Genomic DNA, 21524 nt, shown 5'->3' on the forward strand with positions numbered 1-21524 from the left:
GAATTTTTCCCTGCTTATTTTCATAAGTATGCTCTTTTATGCCTGTGCAAGTATGCAGCAACCACAAGGAGGACCGAGAGATACGGAGCCCCCAAAGATTTTAAAAATGAGCCCTAAAAATTTGACCGTCAATTTTACTGCCCCTAAAATTGTCATTGAGTTTGATGAATATTTTAAAATTCAAAATGAGTTTAAGGAATTTTCCGTTTCACCTGAAATGGAAAAAGCTCCACAGCTAAAAGTCAAAGGTAAAAAACTGGAAGTAAGTATTCAGGACAGCCTGGAAAAGAACACCACCTACACCTTAAATTTCGGCAAGGCCATAGGCGATGTAAATGAAGGCAATACCGTTAAAAACTTTACCTATGTTTTTTCTACCGGCCCCCAGCTTGATTCTTTAAGTATTAAAGGAAAAGTTACCAATTCGGTAACCGGACTGCCTGAACTGGATGCGCTTGTATTTATACTTCCTTTAAAAAGAGATACCCTATTTGGTAAAGGTAAACCATCCATATTTACACTGACAGACAGTAGTGGCAATTATGCATTAAACAACCTGAGAAAAGATACTTATAAGATCTATGCCCTAAAAGAAAAAGGGGGAGATAAGATCTATCAGCAGGCTTCCGACGAGATCGGCTTTTTAAAGGACTCAATTTTTTTAGATAAGGTTCTGGATAACATCAATTTAAGTATTTTTAAAGAAGATGCGGAGACTTTCAGGATATTGGACAGAAAGTTAAATGCAGACGGAAGCATTTCTTTTGCTTTTAACCAGAAACTAAAAAAACCGGAAGTGGTGGTTACAGACCCCCCTGCACTAAATGAGGGTAAACTGATCAAATTTAGCCGGAACAATGACTCATTAAAAGTCTGGCTAAAGGACCTGAGCTTTGATTCTACCAAAATAACCATTAAAGACCAGGGGAAGGAACTGCAGACGGTAAACATTACCCGGGGTAAAAAAGAAACCTATACCCGCAACCTAACGGCCACCGACAATCTTGAGGGACGCCTTTTAAACCCAAACAAGCCATTAAAACTGAGTTTTAATTTTCCCCTGGAAAGCACAGATATCACCAAAATAAGTTTACTGGAAGATTCCGTTGAACGTACAGGATTTACATTGTTAAAAGACAGTGCAGACTTTCTCTCCTACTATTTCAGGTATCCCTGGAAACCCAAAAAGACTTACGAACTAAAATTTGAAGCAGGGGCTGCAACTGCTATATTCAACACCAAGAACAAAGAATTTATCAAAACGTTTGAGCTGGCAAATAAAGACGATTATGGAACATTAATTGTAAAAATAGTTCCGCCCGAGACCGATAAAAGTTACATTCTTGAAGTTATAAATGAAAGCAAAAATGTAGCCAATACCCTGGTGGTGACCAGAGATACGACAGTCAGGTTTGCCAATTACAAAGCAGGCAAATACTGGTTGCGCATTACTTACGACACCAATAAAAACGGAGTATGGGATACCGGAAATGTAAAACTTGGCCGGCAGCCCGAAAGGATCTGGAATGAACCCAAAGAGCTCTCTATAAGGGCCCTCTGGGAAAGGAACGAAACTGTAACTATTCCTAAGGAATAACTATTTGAACCATTCCGCATATAAGTTATAATTGTCTGGTAATCTTTTCAATAAGTCTCTTTGCTCCTCTGTAATGGGCTTTATTTTCTTTGCGGGCGTGCCTGCATAAATATAACCGCTTTCGCAGCGGGTATTTTCAAGCACCACCGAACCGGCAGCAATAATGCAATACTCCTCTACCAATGCATTATCCATGACAATAGCGCCCATGCCCACCAATATATTATCCTTCAGGATGCAACCATGAACAATCGCATTGTGACCTATAGATACCCTGCTACCTATAATGGTAGAAGCTTTGAGGTAAGTAGCATGGATTACTGCACCATCTTGTATGTTGGTCTCATTTCCTATGGTAATGCTGTTTACATCCCCTCTGATCACGGCATTGAACCAAACTGAACAATTGCTGCCCATCAGCACATCACCAACAATAGTTGCATTTGGTGCGATAAAACAATCACTTCCCCATTTGGGCTCTTTATCTTTAACTGGCAATATAACTGGCATAATCTAAAAAATAGTATCTGTTAACTGTGTGGAATGATTTGGATAATCAGTTGTATAATGCAGTCCCCTGCTTTCCTTTCTGACCATAGCCGCTTTAATCACTAAAAAAGCTACCTGTATTACGTTTCTAAGTTCACAAAGTTTCACCGAAACTTTATTGGCTTTATAAAATTCTTCTGTTTCCTCATGGAGTAAAAAAAGCCTTCTCATTGCCCTCTCCAGGCGGAAATCTGAGCGTACAATACCTACATAATCGCTCATAAGTTTTTGTGTTTCCCTAAGGTTGTGGGTCACCAAAATATCCTCATTGGACTGTGTTACCCCTTTTGCATTCCATTCGGGTATATTCTCAGGTATGACATTGTCTTTAAATGCTTTAACGGCATCTTCATATATTCTGTGGGCAAACACCGGCGCTTCAAGAAGGGAGTTTGAGGCCAGTCTGTTTGCCCCATGCAAACCTGTTGAAGAGCATTCGCCGCAGGCATACAGATTTTTAATAGAAGATCTACCATACTCATCTACCATAATGCCCCCACACATATAATGTGCTGCGGGTGTAACGGGGATCAGGTCCTTTGTCATGTCAATGCCAATAGATAAACACTTGGCATATATATTAGGAAAATGTGCTAAAATATCAGATTTTTTCCTGTTCCTGATATCAAGGTAAACAAAATCATCTCCTGATTTCTTCATTTCCGCATCTATTGCACGGGCTACTATATCACGCGAAGCCAGAGAGCCCCGTTTGTCATACTCGTACATAAATTCTTCTCCATTCTTACGTCTCAGCACGCCTCCAAACCCCCTTACCGCTTCCGAAATTAAAAAAGCCGGATATTCACCGGGGTGATACAAAGCTGTAGGATGGAACTGTATAAACTCCATATTCCTAACTTTTCCTTTTGCACGATATACCATAGCCATTCCGTCGCCTGTGGCAATTACAGGGTTTGTAGTACTTGAATAGATATGTCCGGCCCCTCCGGAAGCCATGATAGTCACATTCGCCAATATCTTTTCCACATCGTTACACTCTGTATTAAAGGCATATATACCATAACAGTTGATATCTTCAGAACTCTTATCCACATGCTGGCCCAGGTGGTGCTGGGTAATCAGCTCCAGGCAAAAGTAATGTGTTAATATCTCTATATTCTTATTCTGATGGATTTGCTTTAGCAATACACTCTCAATTTCATAGCCGGTAACATCTTTATAGTGCAAAACACGGTGTTCTGAGTGCCCACCCTCTTTAGCCAGATCATAAACACCTGTTCTGTCTTTATCAAAATTTATCCCGTAATCTATAATCTCCTGTATTCGCTGGGGTCCTTCTTTTACTACAATCTCTACTATCTTCTTATCACACAGGCCATCACCGGCAATCAGTGTGTCTTCAATATGTTTTTCAAAAGAATCATGCTTATCTACCACAACAGCTACCCCACCCTGTGCATATTTAGTATTTGACTCATCTTCATTTGATTTGGTAACAATTAGTACTTTACCGTGCCTGGCCGCCTTTAAGGCAAAACTTAAACCGGCAATTCCAGATCCGATTACTAAAAAATCTACTTTTCTCATTTCTGTGCTGTTGTATTTCAATATATTAGATACACCTCTTGTCTTCTATCAGCCAATTTAACCCTTTCAACATATTTAAAATATACGAATTATCAGGCTTTGTTAACAACGTTAATATAATTGTTAATTACATGTCTAAATAAAAAGAACAAATATTTTTGAATGTTTAAAGCTAACCTAAAAAGCTAATTTGCCACAATATTTTATTTATTTTTAAGCAGCATCACCTGGTTTATCCACTTTTTTTGCAGCCACTAACAATACACATATTTATATGGATAAAAAAATGGGCTTAAAAATATCTCACTGTAAATCAGCCTTTATTTTAAATGAAAATGTAATCTAAATGTTAGTAAATTATTAATAACTCATATAACCGAACAGAAAAAGGATATTTATACACAGTATCCACATGCTAATAAACAATAGAAATCTATTTATATTAAATTAATTATAATTTATTGAAGTGTGGAAACTCCGTACATTTACAAAAGTTAAAATAAACTCATTCTGATGAAAACGGAAACTTTAGAGGAATTAAACAGAAAAGGTTTTATAGAAGAAAGCATTGATCCTACCCTAGATCTCTTTGAGGAAATTGAAAGATTAAAAAAGGAAAAAAATGCCATCATACTGGCTCATTATTATCAAGAACCTGATATTCAGGATATAGCAGATTATATAGGGGATAGTTTAGGCCTTTCACAGGAAGCTGCAAAAACAGAAGCCGATGTAATTGTGTTTGCTGGGGTACATTTTATGGCAGAAACAGCCAAAATACTTTCTCCTGAAAAAAAAGTATTACTGCCGGATTTAAAAGCAGGTTGTTCACTGGCCGACAGTTGTCCGCCTCACTTGTTCAGAAAGTTTAAAGAGAAATACCCTGATCATCTGGTCATTACTTATGTAAACTGTACTGCAGAACTGAAGGCTTTGAGCGACATTGTCTGTACTTCAACAAATGCCGTTCAGATAGTTGAAAGTTTACCTAAGGATCAGAAGATCATATTCGGACCAGATAAGAATTTAGGGGCTTGGGTGGCCAAAAAAACCGGCCGCGATATGGTCTTGTGGAACGGGGCCTGTATGGTACATGAGATATTTTCAAGAGAAAAGATTACCAAACTGAAGGAACGTCATCCGCAGGCCAGGTTTATAGCGCATCCCGAATGTGAAGATGCAGTATTGAAAATGGCAGATTATATAGGTTCTACTACTGGTTTATTGAAATATACCATCAATAATGACGCAAAGGAATTTATTGTAGCTACCGAAAGTGGAATTATCCACCAAATGGAAAAGGCCAATCCGGATAAAACTTTTATTCCTGCACCTCCAAATAACAGCTGTGCCTGCAACGATTGCCCTTATATGAAAAGAAATACACTGGAAAAGCTGTATTTATGCATTAAAAATGGCTTACCGGAGGTTACAGTGCCTGCCGATATTATTGTACAGGCCCGTAAACCTATTGAAAGAATGCTGGAAATATCGGCAAAGCTTGGCTTGTAATGTGATTTTTAACAGCAGATAACGCTGTTGGGTACTGCACTTGGATGTGGATAACCTGTTAATTGACTGTAAAAGAAGAAAATAATGTTTGAAAATAAAGAACGCACGGATATAGCAGAATTGGGAGAATTTGGCCTGATCAAACACCTGACTGATCATTTTAAAATTAGACATGAAAGTAGCATAAAGGGCATTGGTGATGATGCTGCTGTATTAAATTTTGGAAATAAGGAAGTTTTGGTTTCTACAGACCTGTTACTGGAAGGTATCCATTTTGACCTGGCTTATGTACCGCTCATGCACCTGGGCTACAAGGCTATACAGGTTAACCTGAGCGATATTTATGCTATGAACGGCATTGCCAGTCAGGTAACGGTTTCGATTGGTTTATCCAGTAAATTTCCGCTGGAAGCGGTAGAAGAAATTTATAAAGGGATAGCGCTGGCCTGCGATAAATTCAATATAGACCTGGTGGGTGGTGATACTTCATCCAGCAAACAGGGACTGGTGATCAGCGTAACCAGTATCGGCTATGCGGATAAAAAAGATGTAGTGTATAGAAATGGGGCACAGGAAGGTGATCTTTTATGCGTTTCAGGTGATTTAGGGGGTGCTTATGTAGGCCTGCAAATCCTGGAAAGGGAAAAACAGATATTTTTAGAACATCCTGATATTCAGCCTGATCTGGAAGGTAAGGATTATATTATAGAGCGGCAGCTTAAACCTGAGGGAAGAAGGGATATTGTTGATTTGCTTGCCCAGATGGACATTGTGCCAACCTCTATGATCGATGTTTCGGATGGCCTGGCCTCTGAAGTGATGCACCTTTGTCAGCAATCCGAAAAAGGAGTGACTTTGTACGAAGAAAAGCTGCCTATTGACCCGATGACCTATGAAACTGCGCGGGAACTAGGGCTTGACCCAACCGTATGTGCTTTAAATGGCGGTGAAGATTATGAGTTGCTGTTTACCATAAAACAAGCCGATTATGATAAACTGAAACACGATGTGGACATCAGTATCATCGGACACATAACAGATAAAAATTCGGGCTGTAAAATGATATCCAAATCCAATGTGGTACACGAACTGAAGGCCCAGGGCTGGAATGCCTTTAAACTATAAACCCTCTTCTTCAGGTAAAACAGAATCTAAAAATTTGGTGTCAATCTGCTTTGTTGCTTTGGCACCTAATTTTTTTATCTTTTCTGAGGTATTGGACAGGTTCCCGGTACCTGTCGATAACTTGTTAATGGCCTTATCATAAGCATCCTGGCTCAGTTTAATGTTCCGGCCTATACTTTCCATATCGGTTAAAAAACCTACAAATTTATCGTACATACTTCCACTTAAACGGGCTATTTCCAACACGTTCCTGTTTTGTCTTTCCTGTTTCCAGATGCTGGCAATGGTACGTAAGGTAGCCAGTAAGGTAGAAGGGCTTACCAATACAACTTTACGGTCCCAGGCATAATTAAAAAGTTCGGCATCCTGTTGTACAGCAATACCAAAAGAAGATTCAATAGGAATAAAAAGCAATACAAAATCAGGTGAATTGATCTGATAAAGCTCCTGGTAGTTCTTTCCTGACAAACCCTGGATATGTGTTTTTATAGAAATTAAATGCTGTTTGAGCTGTATTTCCTTTTCTTCATCTTTATCTGCTGTTACCAATCGCTCGTAAGCTACTAAAGAGACCTTGGCATCAACGATAATGTGTTTATCATCCGGAAGGTCAATAATTACATCCGGCTGCATCCTGGAGCCTTCAGACGAGCTTAAACTGCTTTGTATCCTATATTCCCTATCCTTGGTTAAACCGGAGCGCTCCAGGACACGTTCCAGTATCACTTCTCCCCAGTTGCCCTGTTTTTTACTGTCGCCTTTAAGGGCCCTGGTTAAATTGCCGGCCTCTTCCTGGATCTGTTTACTCTGGTCCATCAGCTGTGCAATTACCCCTTTTAAAATGTTGCGTTCATCAGATTCGGCTTTATACACTTTTTCAACTTTGTCTTCAAAAGCTTTGATGTTTTCTTTAAGGGGATTTAAAATGATATCGAGGTTTGCCTTGTTTTGCAGGGTAAATTTTTCCGATTTTTCGTCCAGTATTTTACCGGCAATATTTTCAAATTCCAGTTTAAAGCGTTGCTGAAGTTCGGCTATAGATTTTTCTTGTTCAGCATACCTTTCCCTCTGGGCCATTAAATTTTCTTCTGCCTTGATCACTTTGCTGCGTTCTGCAATAAAATTCTGACGAAGATCGTTCAGTTCATCTTCCAGCTTTTGTTTTTCGTCCCTTAACCAATTTAAGGATTTTTGGTGTTCTGTTTCTTTTAGTTCTAAAAGTAGCAACTGAGTATTATGGGCAGCGGGCTTTTTAAACAATAAAAAGAGAAGACTGGCCAGAATGATGATCAATAAAACTATTCCTGTTATTTCCATACTAATATTGTTATCAAATGTCATGATAATAAGTAATTTTTGCAAAAGAAAATAGTATTTGGTTTAAAAGCATTGCTGCTCAGTTTATACTACAAATCAGAAAGCATTCTGATTTAATTACATTAGGTTGTTGGATATCCAGGGCCTTTTTTGGTTTAAAGATAAATTAGGAACGCTTTTTGATTAAACAATTGTGGAAAAAACATTCTTAAAGAAATGGGAACTTATTTTGTTTTGATAATCCCGATACTGATAATTAGCATGTTTGTGCAGTGGCGTTTTAGAAACAGATTTTCTAAATATGCAGAGATGCAGTTAAATTCAGGGTTTTCGGGAAAAGAGGTGGCTGAGAAAATGCTGCAGGATAATGGGATTTTTGATGTAAAAGTGATGAGCACAGACAAGGCCTTATCCGATCATTACAATCCTGAAGATAAGACAGTCAATTTAAGTACTGACGTATATTACGGAAGAAGCGTTGCGGCAGCTGCAGTGGCAGCACATGAATGTGGACATGCGGTACAACATGCCCGATCCTATCATTGGTTACAATTGAGATCAAATATGGTACCTGTAGTCAGCATCACTTCAAATTTGCTGCAATGGGTATTGATTGTTGGTGTATTGCTGATTGCTTTTACCTTTAACCCAATCGTATTGGGCATTGGTGTACTGGGTCTGGCCTTAATTACCATATTCAGCATCATTACTTTGCCGGTTGAATTTGATGCCAGCAAAAGGGCTTTATTGTGGTTAAAAAACAATAAAAGTGTGTTGTATACTACTGAAGAACATGTTCAGGCAAAAGATGCCCTTTGGTGGGCCGCTATGACTTATGTGGTTGCGGCAATGGGTGCCCTGGCCAATCTGTTTTACTATGCTTCTATTCTTTTTGGCAGGAATAAATAGGCGCTTAATTTAAGCGGTAAGGTACAATCAATTCAAATTCGGGGATATCTACAATAAAGTCCCTGTCATCGGCAATCCGGTACATCAGGTAATTACCACTCATGGTACCCATATCCGTGTTTAAATTACAGCCTGATACATAAGAATGGCTGGCCCCAGGTTCTATTACGGGTTGTTCACCAACAACGCCCTCACCTTCTACTTCTCTTTGTGTACCATTAGAGTCAAATATAAACCACTGCCTTCTTTTAAGCTGTACGGCATAGTCGGTCAGGTTTTCAATTGTAATGCGGTAAGCAAACATAAAATGTGCGTTAGCCGGATTAGAATGTTCTTCCTGGTAAGTTGTTTCAACTGAAATCTTAACGCCTAATGTAATAGCTGTAACCATTTTAACTTATATTTAATAAATAGTTTTCAAAAATCAAGCCATTTCACCGGCCGGGTAAATATGTTGATATTTTTCAGCTATTTCATCTAAAATACTGTGAATAGTATCTATATTTTCTTCTTTAACCAATTGCATCCTGTAGCTTTTAAAATCGGGTATGCCTTTAAAATAATTGGCATAATGACGCCTCATTTCAAATATACCAACTCTTGGTCCTTTCCAGGCAATGGATTTTTCAAAATGTGTACGGCATACGGAAACCCTTTCTTCTATGCTCGGACCCGCCAGGGTTTTCCCTGTATTAAAGAAATGTCTGATCTCTCTGAATATCCAGGGATACCCAATGGCGGCCCTGCCGATCATGATGCCATCTACCTCATATTCCAGGCGCCAGTCGGCCGCTTTCCTGATGCTGTCCACATCCCCGTTTCCAAAAATCGGGATTTTTATCCTGGGGTTCCTTTTGATCTGACGGATCAGTGTCCAGTCGGCTTCTCCCTTATACAATTGTGCCCTGGTACGGCCATGAATGGTTAAAGCCTGGATACCTATATCCTGCAAACGTTCTGCCACCTCTTCCACATTTTTGGTGTTGTCGTCCCAACCCAGCCTTGTTTTAACCGTTACAGGTAAATGTGTGGCTTTTACAACGGCTTCAGTCATCCGTACCATTTTATCGATATCCTGGAGCAAACTGGCACCAGCGCCCCTGCAGGCTACGTTTTTAACCGGACAGCCATAGTTGATGTCCATTAAATCAGGCCCAGCCAGCGTAGCAATTTCAGTAGCCTCACGCATGTGGTCTATTTCGCTGCCAAAAATCTGTATGCCTATTGGTCTTTCATATTCAAAGATATCCAGTTTTGCCCTGCTTTTAGCCGCGTCCCTGATCAGTCCTTCCGATGAAATAAACTCTGTATACATCATATCCACCCCACTTTGTTTACATACAAAACGGAAAGGCGGATCGCTTACATCCTCCATCGGTGCAAGCAATAAGGGAAATTCTCCCAGATCAATATTTCCTATCTTTACGGACATTTTTCTATCTTCAACCCAAAATTCAGGGTACAAAGGTACGAAACTTAGCTAAAATTTGCATAAATGGGTTCTATAGAAGAAATTAAAGAAGAGAACACCCCCTTTGTACAGCTGTTGATGTTGTGCTTTTATGCTTTTTTAGGCCTGTTTGTATTTTTAGCTATAGGTTTTGCAGTGATCTATTTGAAATATGGCGGGAGCCTGGTGCAAAATATGGACTGGCTGAGTAGTACTGAAGCAAGTTACTTGCCCGCACAGAGAATACTGATAACAGCCCAGCAAATCGGTTTATTTTTAGTGCCCGCCCTGCTGCTTGCTAAAATTGAAGGCGGCCGAATCAATGGTTTTTATGGATTTAAAAGACCTGATGCAGGGCTGTTGTTGCTGGTATTGCTGATGATGGCCGGTGCCCTGCCCTTGCTGGAATGGGTGACCCAGTTGAACCAGAAAATGAGCTTTCCTGCCGCTTTAAAAGGTGTAGAAAACTGGATGAAAGCAGCGGAGGACCAGGGTATGAAAATGACCATTGCCTTATTAAAAATGGAGAATATAGGGATGTTCCTGTTGAATATAGGAATGATTGCCCTGCTACCGGCTGTGGCCGAAGAACTGATGTTCAGGGCAGGCCTGCAGCGTATTTTTGGCAGAATGTTTAACAATCCACACCTGGCGATCTGGTTTTCAGCTTTTGTATTCAGTGCCATACATATGCAGTTTTACGGGTTTTTACCCCGATTGCTGCTGGGGGCAACATTTGGGTATATCTATTTCTGGAGCGGCAGCTTATGGTATGCCATATTTGGACATTTTTTAAATAATGCCTATGCGGTATGCGCAGCATGGTATATGCAAAAAAACAATATACCTTTGTCGGAGGCCGATAAAACGATGGACATTGCCTGGTATGGTTATGTGATCAGTGTCGGATTGACCTTTTTGCTGTTCCGATATTTTAAAAAACAAACTCAATGAAGACAAGAGCAATAACTGCTTTCTTTTTTACCATTGTAATGTTAGGTTCTATATTTTTAGGGGCCTATACCTTTACTTTTTTTTACCTCATTTTAAGTCTTGCCGCTTTATTTGAATTCTTTGGTATGATTAAGACTGCAGGCATCCGTCCGCACAGAAATATTGCGCTGGTTGCAGCAGCACTTATTTTTTTGATGACGGCAGGCTATCACTTACTACAATTTGAAACTAAGTTCATGCTGCTCATTGTACCCTTAATTTTCTCGGTATTCATCAGTGAGCTGTATAAAAAGGAAAAAATACCTTTTTCTAATATTTCCTACACATTTGTAGGGTTTATCTACGTTACAGCACCCTTTTGTTTCTTTTATTCCTTAGGTTTTATACAGGAAACAGCCACTTATAATTTTCATTTACCACTGGCTTTTTTATTGATGTTATGGGCCAGTGATACTGGAGCGTATCTGTTTGGGATGAAATTCGGAAAAACACGTTTGTTTGAACGCCATTCGCCTAAAAAATCATGGGAAGGCTTTTTTGGTGGTGTCTTTACCAGTGTACTGGTGGCTTATTTAATTTCTTTATGCTTTACGGAGATCAGTCCATTCATATTTGGTGGAATGGCGGTCTTGATCGTCTGTTTCGGTACACTTGGAGATCTTGTCGAATCCATGCTTAAACGAAGTTTAAATGTAAAGGATTCCGGTAATATACTGCCAGGCCACGGAGGTTTTTTAGATCGCTTTGACGGACTTTTAATTGCTGCGCCGGTAGTTTATGCTTATCTGTACCTGATACTGAATTAACCGCATTTTCTCCCTTTGGCTATACCTGTGTAAGCAATTAATTTTGCTGTAGGATAGATTCATATCACCTAAATAATAAATGCTATATAAGTCCAGGTTTTATAGTAAAAACATGGACTTGATATGGAATTGAGCCCTTATTTTCTCTTCTTTAAGGGTTCCAGAAGGTATTCCAGTCCGTTTAATTTGATTTCATAAAGTGTTGCGATCATCTCGCCCAGTTTTCCTGGCGGAAATCCTTCCTGATGAAACCAGACCAGGTAAGATTCTGGCAGGTCACAGATGATCCGGCCTTTATATTTGCCGAAAGGCATTTGCATGGTAACCAGGTCTTGTAACAGCTGTGGGTTCATCTTGATCTGTTTAATTGACCACCATTTCCAGCATTTCTACAGCTTCATCTATGGTATTGAGGTTGTCGAATGAAATGCGGAGTGAATCTTTAACTTCTTTAAGATTGCATAAACGCGGGTGGATCTGTGCAAAATGCAATATTTTATTGAACATAATAGAATCAAAAAAGGCAGATTGTTTGTCGGTAATGAAATAACCGCGCAATACACCTTTTTTGAAACTTATTTTTTCGAAAGCCAGTTTTTTGGCTATCCATTGCAGCCGCAATACATTCAACATGGTTTTTACCGGATGAGGAACAGGACCAAAACGGTCTTTTAAACTCAGTTCAAACGCCTTTAGCTGGTTTTCATCCTCAATTTTTGAAAGTTCGGTATAGAGGTTATACCTTTCGGTAATGTTGGTTACATAATCATCCGGAATATACAGCTCCAGGTCGGTATCCACTTGTGTAAAATTCACAAAGGGGCGTAAGGGCTCATCCTTAAACAGGTCTTTAAATTCATCTGTTTTCAGTTCCTGTATGGCTTCATCCAGTATTTTGTGGTACATCTCGAAACCTATTTCGGCAATGAAGCCACTTTGCTCGGCGCCTAAGAGGTTTCCGCTACCCCGGATGTCCAGATCCCTCATGGCAATGTTAAAACCGCTTCCAAGGTCTGAAAACTCTTCAATTGCACTCAGGCGTTTGCGGGCTTCCGAAGTAAGCGTACTTAAAGGCGGGCTAAGCAGGTAACAGAAGGCTTTTTTATTGGACCGGCCTACCCTGCCTCGCATTTGGTGCAGGTCGCTCAGGCCAAACATATGCGCATGGTTGATGATGATGGTATTGGCATTTGGGATGTCAAGACCGGCCTCGATAATGGTGGTGGCTACCAGGACATCCTTTTCTCCATTGATAAAATCGAGCATCACATCTTCCAGCTGATCGCCATCCAGTTGTCCGTGTGCAATACCAATACGGGCTTTTGGGACCAGCGTCTGGATCAATCCCCCCAGTTGAGGGAGGTCGTGCACCCTGTTATGGATAAAAAACACCTGTCCGCCCCTGTCCAGTTCAAACTGAACGGCTTCCTGGATCAGTTTATCGTTAAAAACATGTAATTCTGTATTTACAGCCTGCCGGTTTGGTGGCGGGGTACTCATGATGGAAAGGTCGCGGGCCCCCATTAAAGAGAAGTGCAGTGTTCTGGGTATGGGGGTTGCGGTAAGGGTTAAGGTATCTACATTTACCCTTAAAGCCCTTAATTTCTCTTTGGAAGATACCCCGAATTTCTGCTCCTCATCGATGATCATGATGCCCAGATCTTTAAACTTCACATCCTTACTGAGCAGGCGGTGCGTGCCAATGATGATATCTACTTTGCCTTCGGCCACTTTAGCCAGCGTTTCTTTGATCTGCTTGCTTGTTTTAAAGCGGTTGATGTAATCTACGGTGCAGGGAAAGTCCTTTAATCGACCGGTAAAAGTTTTAAAGTGCTGGAGGGCAAGAATGGTGGTTGGCACCAGTACGGCCGCCTGTTTGCCATTGGCAACCGCCTTAAAAGCAGCTCTGATGGCAATTTCCGTTTTACCGAAGCCCACATCACCACAAACCAGCCGGTCCATGGGATGTGGCGCTTCCATGTCCTTTTTTACATCGCTGGTTGCCTTTTCCTGATCGGGCGTATCTTCATAAATAAAGGAGGCTTCCAGCTCGGTTTCAAGATAGCCATCGGGCGCGAAAGCTGTTCCTACCTGCGATTTTCGCAGGGCATACAGCTTGATCAGGTCTCGGGCAATGTCCTTAACTTTTTTTTTAGTTGTTTTTTTGAGCTTATCCCAGGCCTCTGTGCCCAGTTTGTTCATTTTTGGAGCAGTACCATCTTTTCCACTGTATTTGGCAATGCGGTTAAGGGAGTTGATGTTGACATACAGCAGGTCGTTATCGGCATAGACCAGCCTGATCATTTCCTGGGTTTTACCGTTTACCTCTACCTTTTCCAAACCGGCATATTTACCTATCCCATGGTCTATATGGGTTACAAAATCGCCGGGCTTCAGGTCCCTCAGTTCTTTTAAGGTGATAGCCTGACTGCGCTGATAGCCTCTTTTGAGCTTATATTTATAAAAACGGTCGAAAATCTGGTGATCGGTATAAAAGGCCACTTTCTGCCCCCCATCTACAAAACCCTCCCTGAGCGGGATATTTACCGGTGTAAATTTGACAGATTTGTCGATATCGTCCAGGATGGCATATAAACGTTCCGTTTGTTTAACTGAAGCGCTGAAAATAAAGTTATGCAGGCCCTGTTTTTCGTTTTCTTTAAGGTTGTGGATCAGCAGGCTGAAATCTTTGTTAAAAGAGGGTTGGGGTTTGATTTCGAACTGAAAAACCTGATCTGTTTTATAAAAGAACTGCTTTCCAAATTCTACAAGCGGAAAATCGTGGAACATATCGCCCATCATTTTCTCGTCTGTAAAAGCAAATTTAGGATCTATCCAGTCCTGGTTTTCCTGTTTTTCTTTTGCGGGCAGGGCTTTCCATAGTTCAACCGCTTTTTTATATCCACTTTTAACAATGTCCAAAGTGAATTCTACGTCCTTAAACCAAACCTGGGTATCCTTTTCAATGTAGTCGAGGATACTGATGTTGGTTTCGGTAAGGTATTTTGATTGTACATTGGGAATGATGGTCAGTGTTTTTACATCTTCAACGGAAAGCTGGCTTTCAATTTCAAAAGTACGGATACTTTCCACGATATCGCCAAAAAACTCGATGCGGTAAGGCAGGTCGTGCGAGAAGGAAAAGATATCGACGATACCGCCACGGATGGAAAACTGTCCGGGTTCATATACAAAATCTGTACGGTTAAAATCGTAGTCGATTAGAAACTCATTGATAAAATCGATGCCCAGTTTGGCATTTAAACTGATCTCCAGCGTGTTTTTTTCCAGCACGGTGCGGTCTATCACCTTTTCGGCCAGGGCCTCAGGATAGGAAACCACAATTTTGCCGTATTCTGACTGGTGGTTCAGTTCGTTCAGTACTTCGGCACGCGCCAGCACATTGGCGGTATCCACTTGTGTAAAATCAAAGGCTTTACGGAAGGAAGAAGGAAAGAGCAGTACCTCTTTATCGAGGATACTTTCCAGGTCGGCCAGAAAATAGGCCGCCTCTTCCCTATCGGGAAGTACAAATAGCTGGGGTTTATGTAACAGGAAATAGATGGCCACAGCAATTGTTGCATCGGCAGAACCTACTAGACCCTTTAGTTGAAGTTTAGTGCCTTTACCGGCGTTTAGTGCCTTTGCCAATGCTACAATACGCTCATCTGTCTTGTATCTGCTGATCAGGTCGCGAATATTCACCTTGCAAAGGTAAGATTTATGAAGGGCATTAAATGTAACAAAATTTCAACCAATTGATCTAAAATTAAAATTTATGCACAAAACGGGCTTTTGCAGGATGTTTGATGGAGAAGTGCCTATATTTAGCCATTAAGAGAAAATAAAATGAAAACGCTGAAGCATATCCCTTTTGAACTGATCTTCTGGATTGGGGCGATGATATTGCTGGCGACAGCAAATCCAGATAAGCATGGGGATGCGCAGCATTTTACGCTTTGTCCACTGGCCAATATGGGTTTCAGCTGGTGTCCCGGATGTGGCATAGGGCGTTCTATCACCCAGGTGTTCCATGGAAACTTTGCAGAAAGTTTTGCCCATCACTGGTTTGGCGTTCCTGCTTTGCTGATTATATGTTGGCGGATCGGGGTTTTGATACGTACAAATTTGATAAACAATAAGTTATTAATTTAAAATACAAGGAGGAAAGCTATGTTTGATTCACCATTTATGTCGCTACCAGGCATTACGCCACAGGAATATTCGTACTTGCAAAGTGCAACTACCGGATTTAGCGAGCAACAGTTAAGGGGCTTTTTAATGATTTATGGAGGTAAAAGAAGGAACCCTGATGATATGGTGCTGTACTGTATCCTTGGTTTTTTTGTACCGGGACTGCCCAGGTTTTTAGTGAACCAGATTGGTATGGGTATTTTGTATTTCTTTACAATCGGTTTGTGCTTTATAGGCACGATCATCGACCTGATCAACCATAAAAGCCTTGCTTATGAATACAACCAGCGGATGGTGTTTGAAAGTCTGCAAATGGTAAAAATGGGTAATTTACAGTAATTAAAATCGTCGTATATTTACGGGATGAGGTTATCTGTTTTAATAAAGCACCTGGAGGCGTTTGCGCCTTTAAATTACCAGGAGGATTATGACAATTCGGGCCTGATTGTTGGCGATCCGGAGCAGGAGGTACAGGGGGCTGTTGTTGCGCTCGACTGTATGGAAAATGTGGTTGACGAGGCTATTTTGCATGGCTGTAACCTGATCATTACCCATCACCCGATTGTTTTTAAGGGCCTGAAAAAGATTACCGGGAAAAATTATGTAGAGCGGGTGGTCCTGAAGGCGATAAAAAACAACATCGCCCTGTACGCCATACACACGAATCTGGACCATGTACAGCATGGGGTAAATGGGGTGATTGCGGAAAGGCTGGGCCTGAAAAACAGAAAAATACTAAGCCCGAAAGCTTCGGTTTTGAAAAAACTGGTTACTTTTTGTCCGGTTGAACAGGCAGGAGTATTACGGGAAGCCTTGTTTGCTGCAGGAGCGGGGCATATTGCAAATTATAGCGAATGCAGCTTTAATGCGGAAGGTTTTGGCACTTTTAAAGGAGGAGAAGGTACAGATCCTTATGTTGGTGAAAGGGGGATACAGCACCAGGAACCGGAGGTGAGGATAGAAACCATTTTTAAAGTTCAGGACGAACGGAAGGTGCTGCTGGCCCTGTTTGAACACCATCCTTATGAGGAAGTGGCCTATGATATTTATGTGCTGGAAAACAAGCTGGAAACCGTTGGGGCCGGAATGATTGGCTGGCTGGAAGAGCCGCTGGATGGCCCTGAATTTTTGAGGCGGGTAAAAAACAATATGGATGCGACAGTGATCAGGCATACGAGACTATTGCCCAAAAAGATCAGGAAGGTTGCCGTTTGTGGAGGATCGGGAAGTTTTTTATTGCGGGAAGCGATAGCTGCCGGAGCAGATGCTTTTGTGACAGCAGATTTTAAATATCATGAGTTTTTTGATGCAGACGAAAAAATAGTTATCGCAGATATCGGACACTTTGAGAGTGAACAATTTACATCTGATTTGTTGATAGATATTATTCAAGAAAAATTTCCTAACTTTGCAATCCGTTTAACGGAGCATAATACAAACCCCATAAATTATTTCATTTAATGGAACAAACTGTAGAGCAAAAGCTAAAAGCTTTATACGAATTACAAACCCTGCATACTAAGATCGATAAAATACGTCAGATACGTGGTGAACTGCCAATGGAAGTTGCCGATTTAGAAGATGAGGTTGCAGGACTGGAAACACGTATACAAAAATTCAAAGGCGAATTGGATGATACTGAAGATGCCATTGTAACGCGTAAAAATATGATCAAGGAAGCTCAAAACCTGATCAAGAAATATGAGACCCAATTAAAAGATGTTAAAAACAACCGGGAGTACGATGCCCTGACTAAAGAGGTAGAGATACAAACACTCGAAATCCAGGTTTGTGAGAAAAAGATCAGGGAATTCGGATTTGACATCGCCCAGAAAACGGAAGTTTATGATAAGGCGCTTGCTGATTTAGAATCAAGGAAAAAAGATCTTGAGATAAAAAGGGGAGAGTTGCAGACCATTACTGCCGAAACAGAAAAGGATGAGCAGGGCCTGCTTAAAAAAGCAGAAAAAGCAGAAACCCAGATTGAAGAAAGGCTATTGGTGGCTTACAACAGGTTAAGAGGGAATGCCAACAATGGTTTAGCGGTAGTAACAATTGACCGTGACTCTTGTTCAGGCTGTTTTAACCAGATTCCGCCCCAGCGCCAGCTGGATATCCGTCAACGCAAAAAAATCATCGTTTGCGAACATTGCGGAAGGATTTTAGTAGACGAAGCACTTACTCAGGAAGTCGTTCCTGCTTAAACATTTAAATGATATAGAAGAGGCCAGAAATTCCATCTGGCCTTTTTTTTGTGGTTAAATTTGCACAAAATGAAATTATGCACAAGATCAGTTTAGCGAATAAATTTTTTTTAGCCCTCAGCCTGTTGTTTTTACCCGGACCTTTATTTGCCAAATTTGATTTTAATGCAAACTGTCTAAAGGCTTATCAGCTGATTTTTGAGCTTAAACTGAACCCGGCAAGACAAATGGTCGCTTCAGAGAAGAAAGCTAATCCTAACAATGCTATTGTGCCTTTACTGGAAAATTACATCGATTTCTTTTATTTGCTGACAACAGACAGTAAGGATGATTTTAACCGTTTGAAAGGCAATAAAGGGAGCCGGCTGGACCAGATTGCAGATGATGACAGCAATTCTCCGTATTATTTATATGCACAGGCAGAGATCAATTTACAATGGGCGCTCATTCGTGGGCGTTTTGGCGAACAGTTTAATGCTGCGCTGGAAATTAAAAAAGCCAACAGCTACCTGCAGGAGAACGCGAAGAAGTTTCCCGGCTTCCATTTAAATTTAAAAGGGATAGGCCTGATCAATGCCGTCCTGGGCAGCCTGCCGGATGGTTTCATGAAGAAAACACTATCCACCTTTGGAATCAAGGGAAATGTAAAAACCGGCCTGGCCATGATGCAGAAGCTGGCAGAGGGCTTACCTAAATCTACCTACGAGCCATTTTATGAAGAGGCTGTATTTTATTATTCATTTGTACTGGTAGATGTAGCCCATGCGGAAAATGCCTATGCCGAAACCATGAAATATGCGGCCAGGGTTTCGGACAACAGTTTGTTAAAATCCTACCTTAAAGCTTATGTAAGTGCCAAAAGAGGGCATAATGAGGAAGCGATTGGCGTTCTTGCCGAAAGGCCTTCCGGGGGACAGTACCAGGCTTTTCCATACCTGGATTACCTGATGGGGATTGCAAGGCTGAATAAGCTTGATTTTAGTGCTGCAGCTTATTTCAATAAATTTTTGCAGAGCAATAAAGGGGTAAGCTATGTAAAGGACAGCTACCTGCATTTGGGATGGATCGAATTGATCTCGGGCGATATAAAGGGGTATCAGGCTTATGCTGAAAAAGTTAAAGGTATGGGCTATGCGATTAACGAACGCGACAAGCAGGCGCTGAACGAAGTGGCTTCAGGAAGTCCGAATGTTGGTCTTTTAAAAGCCAGGTTGTTATTTGACGGAGGCTATTACAGCAAATCGTTGGAAATATTGGGAGGAATAAAGGAGGGCGACCTGAGCCTGGTAAAAGACCGGACGGAATACCATTACCGGCTGGGAAGGAACAATGATGAACTGGGAAAATGGGATGCTGCACTGGAGCATTACCAGCAGGCAGTAAATTATGGAAAAAGCCTGAAGGCGTATTTTGCGGCCAATTCAGCTTTGTGCATGGGAAAGATCTATATGAAGAAAAAGGCCTATACGCAGGCCAAGGCCAGCTTTAATACCGCGATAAACATGAAAGACCATCAATATGAAAACAGTATTGAAAGTGAAGCAAGGGACAGCTTAAGAAGGATCAATTAAAAGCGATAGACAAAAGCATTGATGTGCATCCCTGCCCCAACAGAGGTAAAAACGGCATATTCTCCCTTTCTGACCTGGTAACCTTTTACTTTGTTTTTCATGACCAGGTCTAACAGCGTTGGAATGGTAGCTACCGAACTGTTCCCTAACCATGAAATGGTCATAGGCACAAGGTTTTCGGGAACAGTATCCTGTCCGTAAAGTTTAAAAAGCCGCTTCATGATGGCATTGTCCATTTTTCCATTGGCCTGGTGGATGAAGACTGTTTTAATATCGGTAATGCTGATTCCGGCTTTATCTATTGCAGTTTTCACAACCTGTGGTACGGTAGTTACGGCAAATTCATAAAGCTTACGGCCATTCATTTTAAGGTAAGCATTGCCATTGCATTCATCCGGATTATTGCTTTTCCCCATGACCAGCAATGAACCGTAATCAACCGCATAGGTCTGTGTTTTATGAGCGATGATACCAAGGGCTTCTTCACTGTTTTGGGCTTCAAATATAACTGCGGCTGCCCCATCAGAGAAGATCATGCTGTCGCGGTCGTGCGGGTCAATAATCCGGGACAATGTTTCTGCGCCTATGACCATTACCCGGCCGGCATCACCACTTTGGATCAGATAATTGGCCTGGATGGCTCCCTGTACCCAACCTGGGCAACCAAAGATGATATCATAAGCCACACAGTCCGGATTTTTAATCTGCAGGGTCTGTTTTACTTTAGCGGCAAGCGAAGGCAGGATGTCCATGCGGTTGCTGCCTGCTTTTACATCCCCGAAGTTGTGGCAAAAAATAATGTGGTCAAGGCTTTCCTTATCGATTTTTGCGCTGTCGATGGCCCTTTGTGCAGCAATGGCAGCAATATTACTGCTCACCAGATTGACATCAATATATCGGCGCTCGTTGATCTCGGTAATTTCTGAGAATTTGCTGATGATCTCATTGATGTCCTTATCCAGCTTTACCCCATTTTCGTAAAAGGATGCGTTTAAAAAGGCATTTCCTGAGATAACATTTTCGGGGATATAACTTCCCGTGCCAGTAATAACCGAGTGTATTGTTGATTTAATGCCCATTTTGTACCGTATACTGTTTTAGTGTACAGTATAAAACTAGAATAAAATAATTAGATTATGAAAAATCGTCGATTAAAAATACAAATAATTCTTTAGGTCCGTGTGCACCCAGCACTAAAGTCTTCTCAATATCGGCTGTACGGCTTGGTCCGGTAATGGTGCTGATCATAGAGGGAATCTGGCTGCCGTATTTGTCGCGGATCAGTTTAAAAGCATCTTTCAGATCCATTACCAGTTGGCCGGTACGGGCAATAACGATATGGTGATGGGGAAAAATACTTAACCTTCGGCCGGCTGCATTCTGATTGGAGACCATTACAGATCCATTACGGGCAATTAAGGCTTCACACAGGGTAATGCCTGCTTCGGCCATTTCAAAATCCTTGTCGGTCTGATAAAAAGGGAATTCGTAGGTGGAAAGCAATTCCTGGAGTTCGGGTTCCCAGCAGTATATTTTTCTCCAGTTAAACTTTTCGGCCAGCTGAAGGATATTTTCAATGAATTCTATTCCGTTTTCACAGTAAATAAAATTTCCGGAGACCGCGGTAAGTTGTTCTGCAAACAACACCTCGGGATATTCTGTATTTTCAGCGTAAAGGGGGCCGTCTTCTAAGTTGGGATAAGGGTTGTCTCTTCTTTCCAGAAGGGCTTTTCTTATCTTTTTTAGCATGAGCTCTTTTGAGGAAATGTTTTCTTGCATAGGTAA

20 protein-coding genes are annotated in these 21524 nt (G+C 41.2%); 11 read left to right on the forward strand and 9 right to left on the reverse strand.

Going from position 1 to position 21524, the window contains the following annotated elements; translation table 11 throughout:
- Nucleotides 1-28 precede the first annotated feature (28 nt).
- Nucleotides 29-1597, forward strand: coding sequence for an Ig-like domain-containing protein (locus PHEP_RS00050; protein ID WP_262495148.1), 1569 nt, complete (start codon nucleotides 29-31; stop codon nucleotides 1595-1597).
- Here PHEP_RS00050 and PHEP_RS00055 read toward each other — a convergent pair whose 3' ends face one another.
- Complete coding sequence (locus PHEP_RS00055) at nucleotides 1598-2107, reverse strand: gamma carbonic anhydrase family protein (protein ID WP_012780191.1); 510 nt, start codon at nucleotides 2105-2107, stop codon at nucleotides 1598-1600. It abuts the gene before it with no gap.
- A 3-nt stretch (nucleotides 2108-2110) separates the two neighbouring features.
- On the reverse strand, nucleotides 2111-3697 hold the full coding sequence (gene nadB / locus PHEP_RS00060) for an L-aspartate oxidase (protein WP_012780192.1): 1587 nt from the start codon (nucleotides 3695-3697) through the stop codon (nucleotides 2111-2113).
- 513 nt (nucleotides 3698-4210) lie between these two features.
- Here nadB and nadA point away from each other — a divergent pair.
- Together nadA and thiL are read left to right on the forward strand one after the other, a co-directional pair.
- Nucleotides 4211-5209, forward strand: coding sequence for a quinolinate synthase NadA (gene nadA / locus PHEP_RS00065; protein WP_012780193.1), 999 nt, complete (start codon nucleotides 4211-4213; stop codon nucleotides 5207-5209).
- An 84-nt stretch (nucleotides 5210-5293) separates the two neighbouring features.
- Nucleotides 5294-6334, forward strand: coding sequence for a thiamine-phosphate kinase (gene thiL, locus PHEP_RS00070; RefSeq protein ID WP_012780194.1), 1041 nt, complete (start codon nucleotides 5294-5296; stop codon nucleotides 6332-6334).
- Here thiL and PHEP_RS00075 read toward each other — a convergent pair.
- Nucleotides 6329-7651, reverse strand: a complete 1323-nt coding sequence (locus tag PHEP_RS00075) for a DNA recombination protein RmuC (protein ID WP_036675353.1) — start codon at nucleotides 7649-7651, stop codon at nucleotides 6329-6331. The two genes, thiL and PHEP_RS00075, sit on opposite strands and share 6 nt — an antisense overlap.
- Before the next feature lie 216 nt (nucleotides 7652-7867).
- Here PHEP_RS00075 and PHEP_RS00080 point away from each other — a divergent pair, with 216 nt between their 5' ends.
- Nucleotides 7868-8560 carry a zinc metallopeptidase gene (locus PHEP_RS00080; protein ID WP_012780196.1) on the forward strand — a complete coding sequence of 231 codons (693 nt, stop codon included), beginning with the start codon at nucleotides 7868-7870 and terminating at the stop codon, nucleotides 8558-8560.
- Between the two features lie 4 nt (nucleotides 8561-8564).
- Here the strand turns inward: PHEP_RS00080 and apaG are convergent, their stop codons facing one another.
- Both apaG and dusB read right to left on the reverse strand, forming a co-directional pair.
- The gene (gene apaG / locus PHEP_RS00085; RefSeq protein ID WP_012780197.1) at nucleotides 8565-8951 is read right to left on the reverse strand and encodes a Co2+/Mg2+ efflux protein ApaG; all 387 of its coding nucleotides are present in this window, start codon (nucleotides 8949-8951) and stop codon (nucleotides 8565-8567) included.
- A gap of 33 nt (nucleotides 8952-8984) precedes the next feature.
- Nucleotides 8985-9992, reverse strand: coding sequence for a tRNA dihydrouridine synthase DusB (dusB, locus tag PHEP_RS00090; RefSeq protein WP_012780198.1), 1008 nt, complete (start codon nucleotides 9990-9992; stop codon nucleotides 8985-8987).
- Nucleotides 9993-10055: 63 nt separating this feature from the next.
- On the opposite strand from dusB, the gene PHEP_RS00095 reads away from it, so the two are divergent.
- Together PHEP_RS00095 and PHEP_RS00100 are read left to right on the forward strand one after the other, a co-directional pair.
- The gene (locus tag PHEP_RS00095) at nucleotides 10056-10964 is read left to right on the forward strand and encodes a CPBP family intramembrane glutamic endopeptidase (RefSeq protein WP_012780199.1); all 909 of its coding nucleotides are present in this window, start codon (nucleotides 10056-10058) and stop codon (nucleotides 10962-10964) included.
- Nucleotides 10961-11770 carry a phosphatidate cytidylyltransferase gene (locus PHEP_RS00100; protein WP_012780200.1) on the forward strand — a complete coding sequence of 270 codons (810 nt, stop codon included), beginning with the start codon at nucleotides 10961-10963 and terminating at the stop codon, nucleotides 11768-11770. Before PHEP_RS00095 ends, PHEP_RS00100 begins: the two co-directional genes overlap by 4 nt.
- Nucleotides 11771-11907: 137 nt before the next feature.
- Here the strand turns inward: PHEP_RS00100 and PHEP_RS00105 are convergent, their stop codons facing one another.
- Nucleotides 11908-12123, reverse strand: a complete 216-nt coding sequence (locus tag PHEP_RS00105) for a DUF3820 family protein (RefSeq protein WP_012780201.1) — start codon at nucleotides 12121-12123, stop codon at nucleotides 11908-11910.
- Nucleotides 12124-12133: 10 nt separating this feature from the next.
- Complete coding sequence (gene mfd, locus PHEP_RS00110; RefSeq protein ID WP_012780202.1) at nucleotides 12134-15475, reverse strand: transcription-repair coupling factor; 3342 nt, start codon at nucleotides 15473-15475, stop codon at nucleotides 12134-12136.
- A 144-nt stretch (nucleotides 15476-15619) separates the two neighbouring features.
- On the opposite strand from mfd, the gene PHEP_RS00115 reads away from it, so the two are divergent.
- The 5 genes from PHEP_RS00115 (at nucleotide 15620) to PHEP_RS00135 (ending at nucleotide 19739) form a co-directional block, all read left to right on the forward strand.
- On the forward strand, nucleotides 15620-15925 hold the full coding sequence (locus PHEP_RS00115) for a DUF2752 domain-containing protein (protein WP_012780203.1): 306 nt from the start codon (nucleotides 15620-15622) through the stop codon (nucleotides 15923-15925).
- An 18-nt stretch (nucleotides 15926-15943) separates the two neighbouring features.
- Complete coding sequence (locus PHEP_RS00120; RefSeq protein WP_012780204.1) at nucleotides 15944-16303, forward strand: TM2 domain-containing protein; 360 nt, start codon at nucleotides 15944-15946, stop codon at nucleotides 16301-16303.
- Between the two features lie 24 nt (nucleotides 16304-16327).
- The gene (locus PHEP_RS00125; RefSeq protein WP_012780205.1) at nucleotides 16328-17425 is read left to right on the forward strand and encodes a Nif3-like dinuclear metal center hexameric protein; all 1098 of its coding nucleotides are present in this window, start codon (nucleotides 16328-16330) and stop codon (nucleotides 17423-17425) included.
- Nucleotides 17425-18168 (forward strand): zinc ribbon domain-containing protein, encoded by a 744-nt coding sequence (locus tag PHEP_RS00130; protein ID WP_012780206.1) that lies wholly within the window; start codon nucleotides 17425-17427, stop codon nucleotides 18166-18168. Before PHEP_RS00125 ends, PHEP_RS00130 begins: the two co-directional genes overlap by 1 nt.
- 77 nt (nucleotides 18169-18245) lie before the next feature.
- Nucleotides 18246-19739 carry a tetratricopeptide repeat protein gene (locus PHEP_RS00135; RefSeq protein ID WP_012780207.1) on the forward strand — a complete coding sequence of 498 codons (1494 nt, stop codon included), beginning with the start codon at nucleotides 18246-18248 and terminating at the stop codon, nucleotides 19737-19739.
- Here the strand turns inward: PHEP_RS00135 and PHEP_RS00140 are convergent.
- Together PHEP_RS00140 and PHEP_RS00145 are read right to left on the reverse strand one after the other, a co-directional pair.
- Nucleotides 19736-20818: a 3-oxoacyl-ACP synthase III family protein gene (locus PHEP_RS00140; protein ID WP_012780208.1), complete on the reverse strand. Its 1083-nt coding sequence runs from the start codon at nucleotides 20816-20818 to the stop codon at nucleotides 19736-19738. The two genes, PHEP_RS00135 and PHEP_RS00140, sit on opposite strands and share 4 nt — an antisense overlap.
- A 55-nt stretch (nucleotides 20819-20873) precedes the next feature.
- A complete protein-coding gene (locus PHEP_RS00145) occupies nucleotides 20874-21518 on the reverse strand; it encodes a LutC/YkgG family protein (protein WP_036675026.1) in 645 nt (214 codons plus the stop codon).
- Nucleotides 21519-21524: the final 6 nt, after the last annotated feature.

This window comes from Pedobacter heparinus DSM 2366 (assembly GCF_000023825.1).
Classification (GTDB): Bacteria; Bacteroidota; Bacteroidia; order Sphingobacteriales; family Sphingobacteriaceae; genus Pedobacter; species Pedobacter heparinus.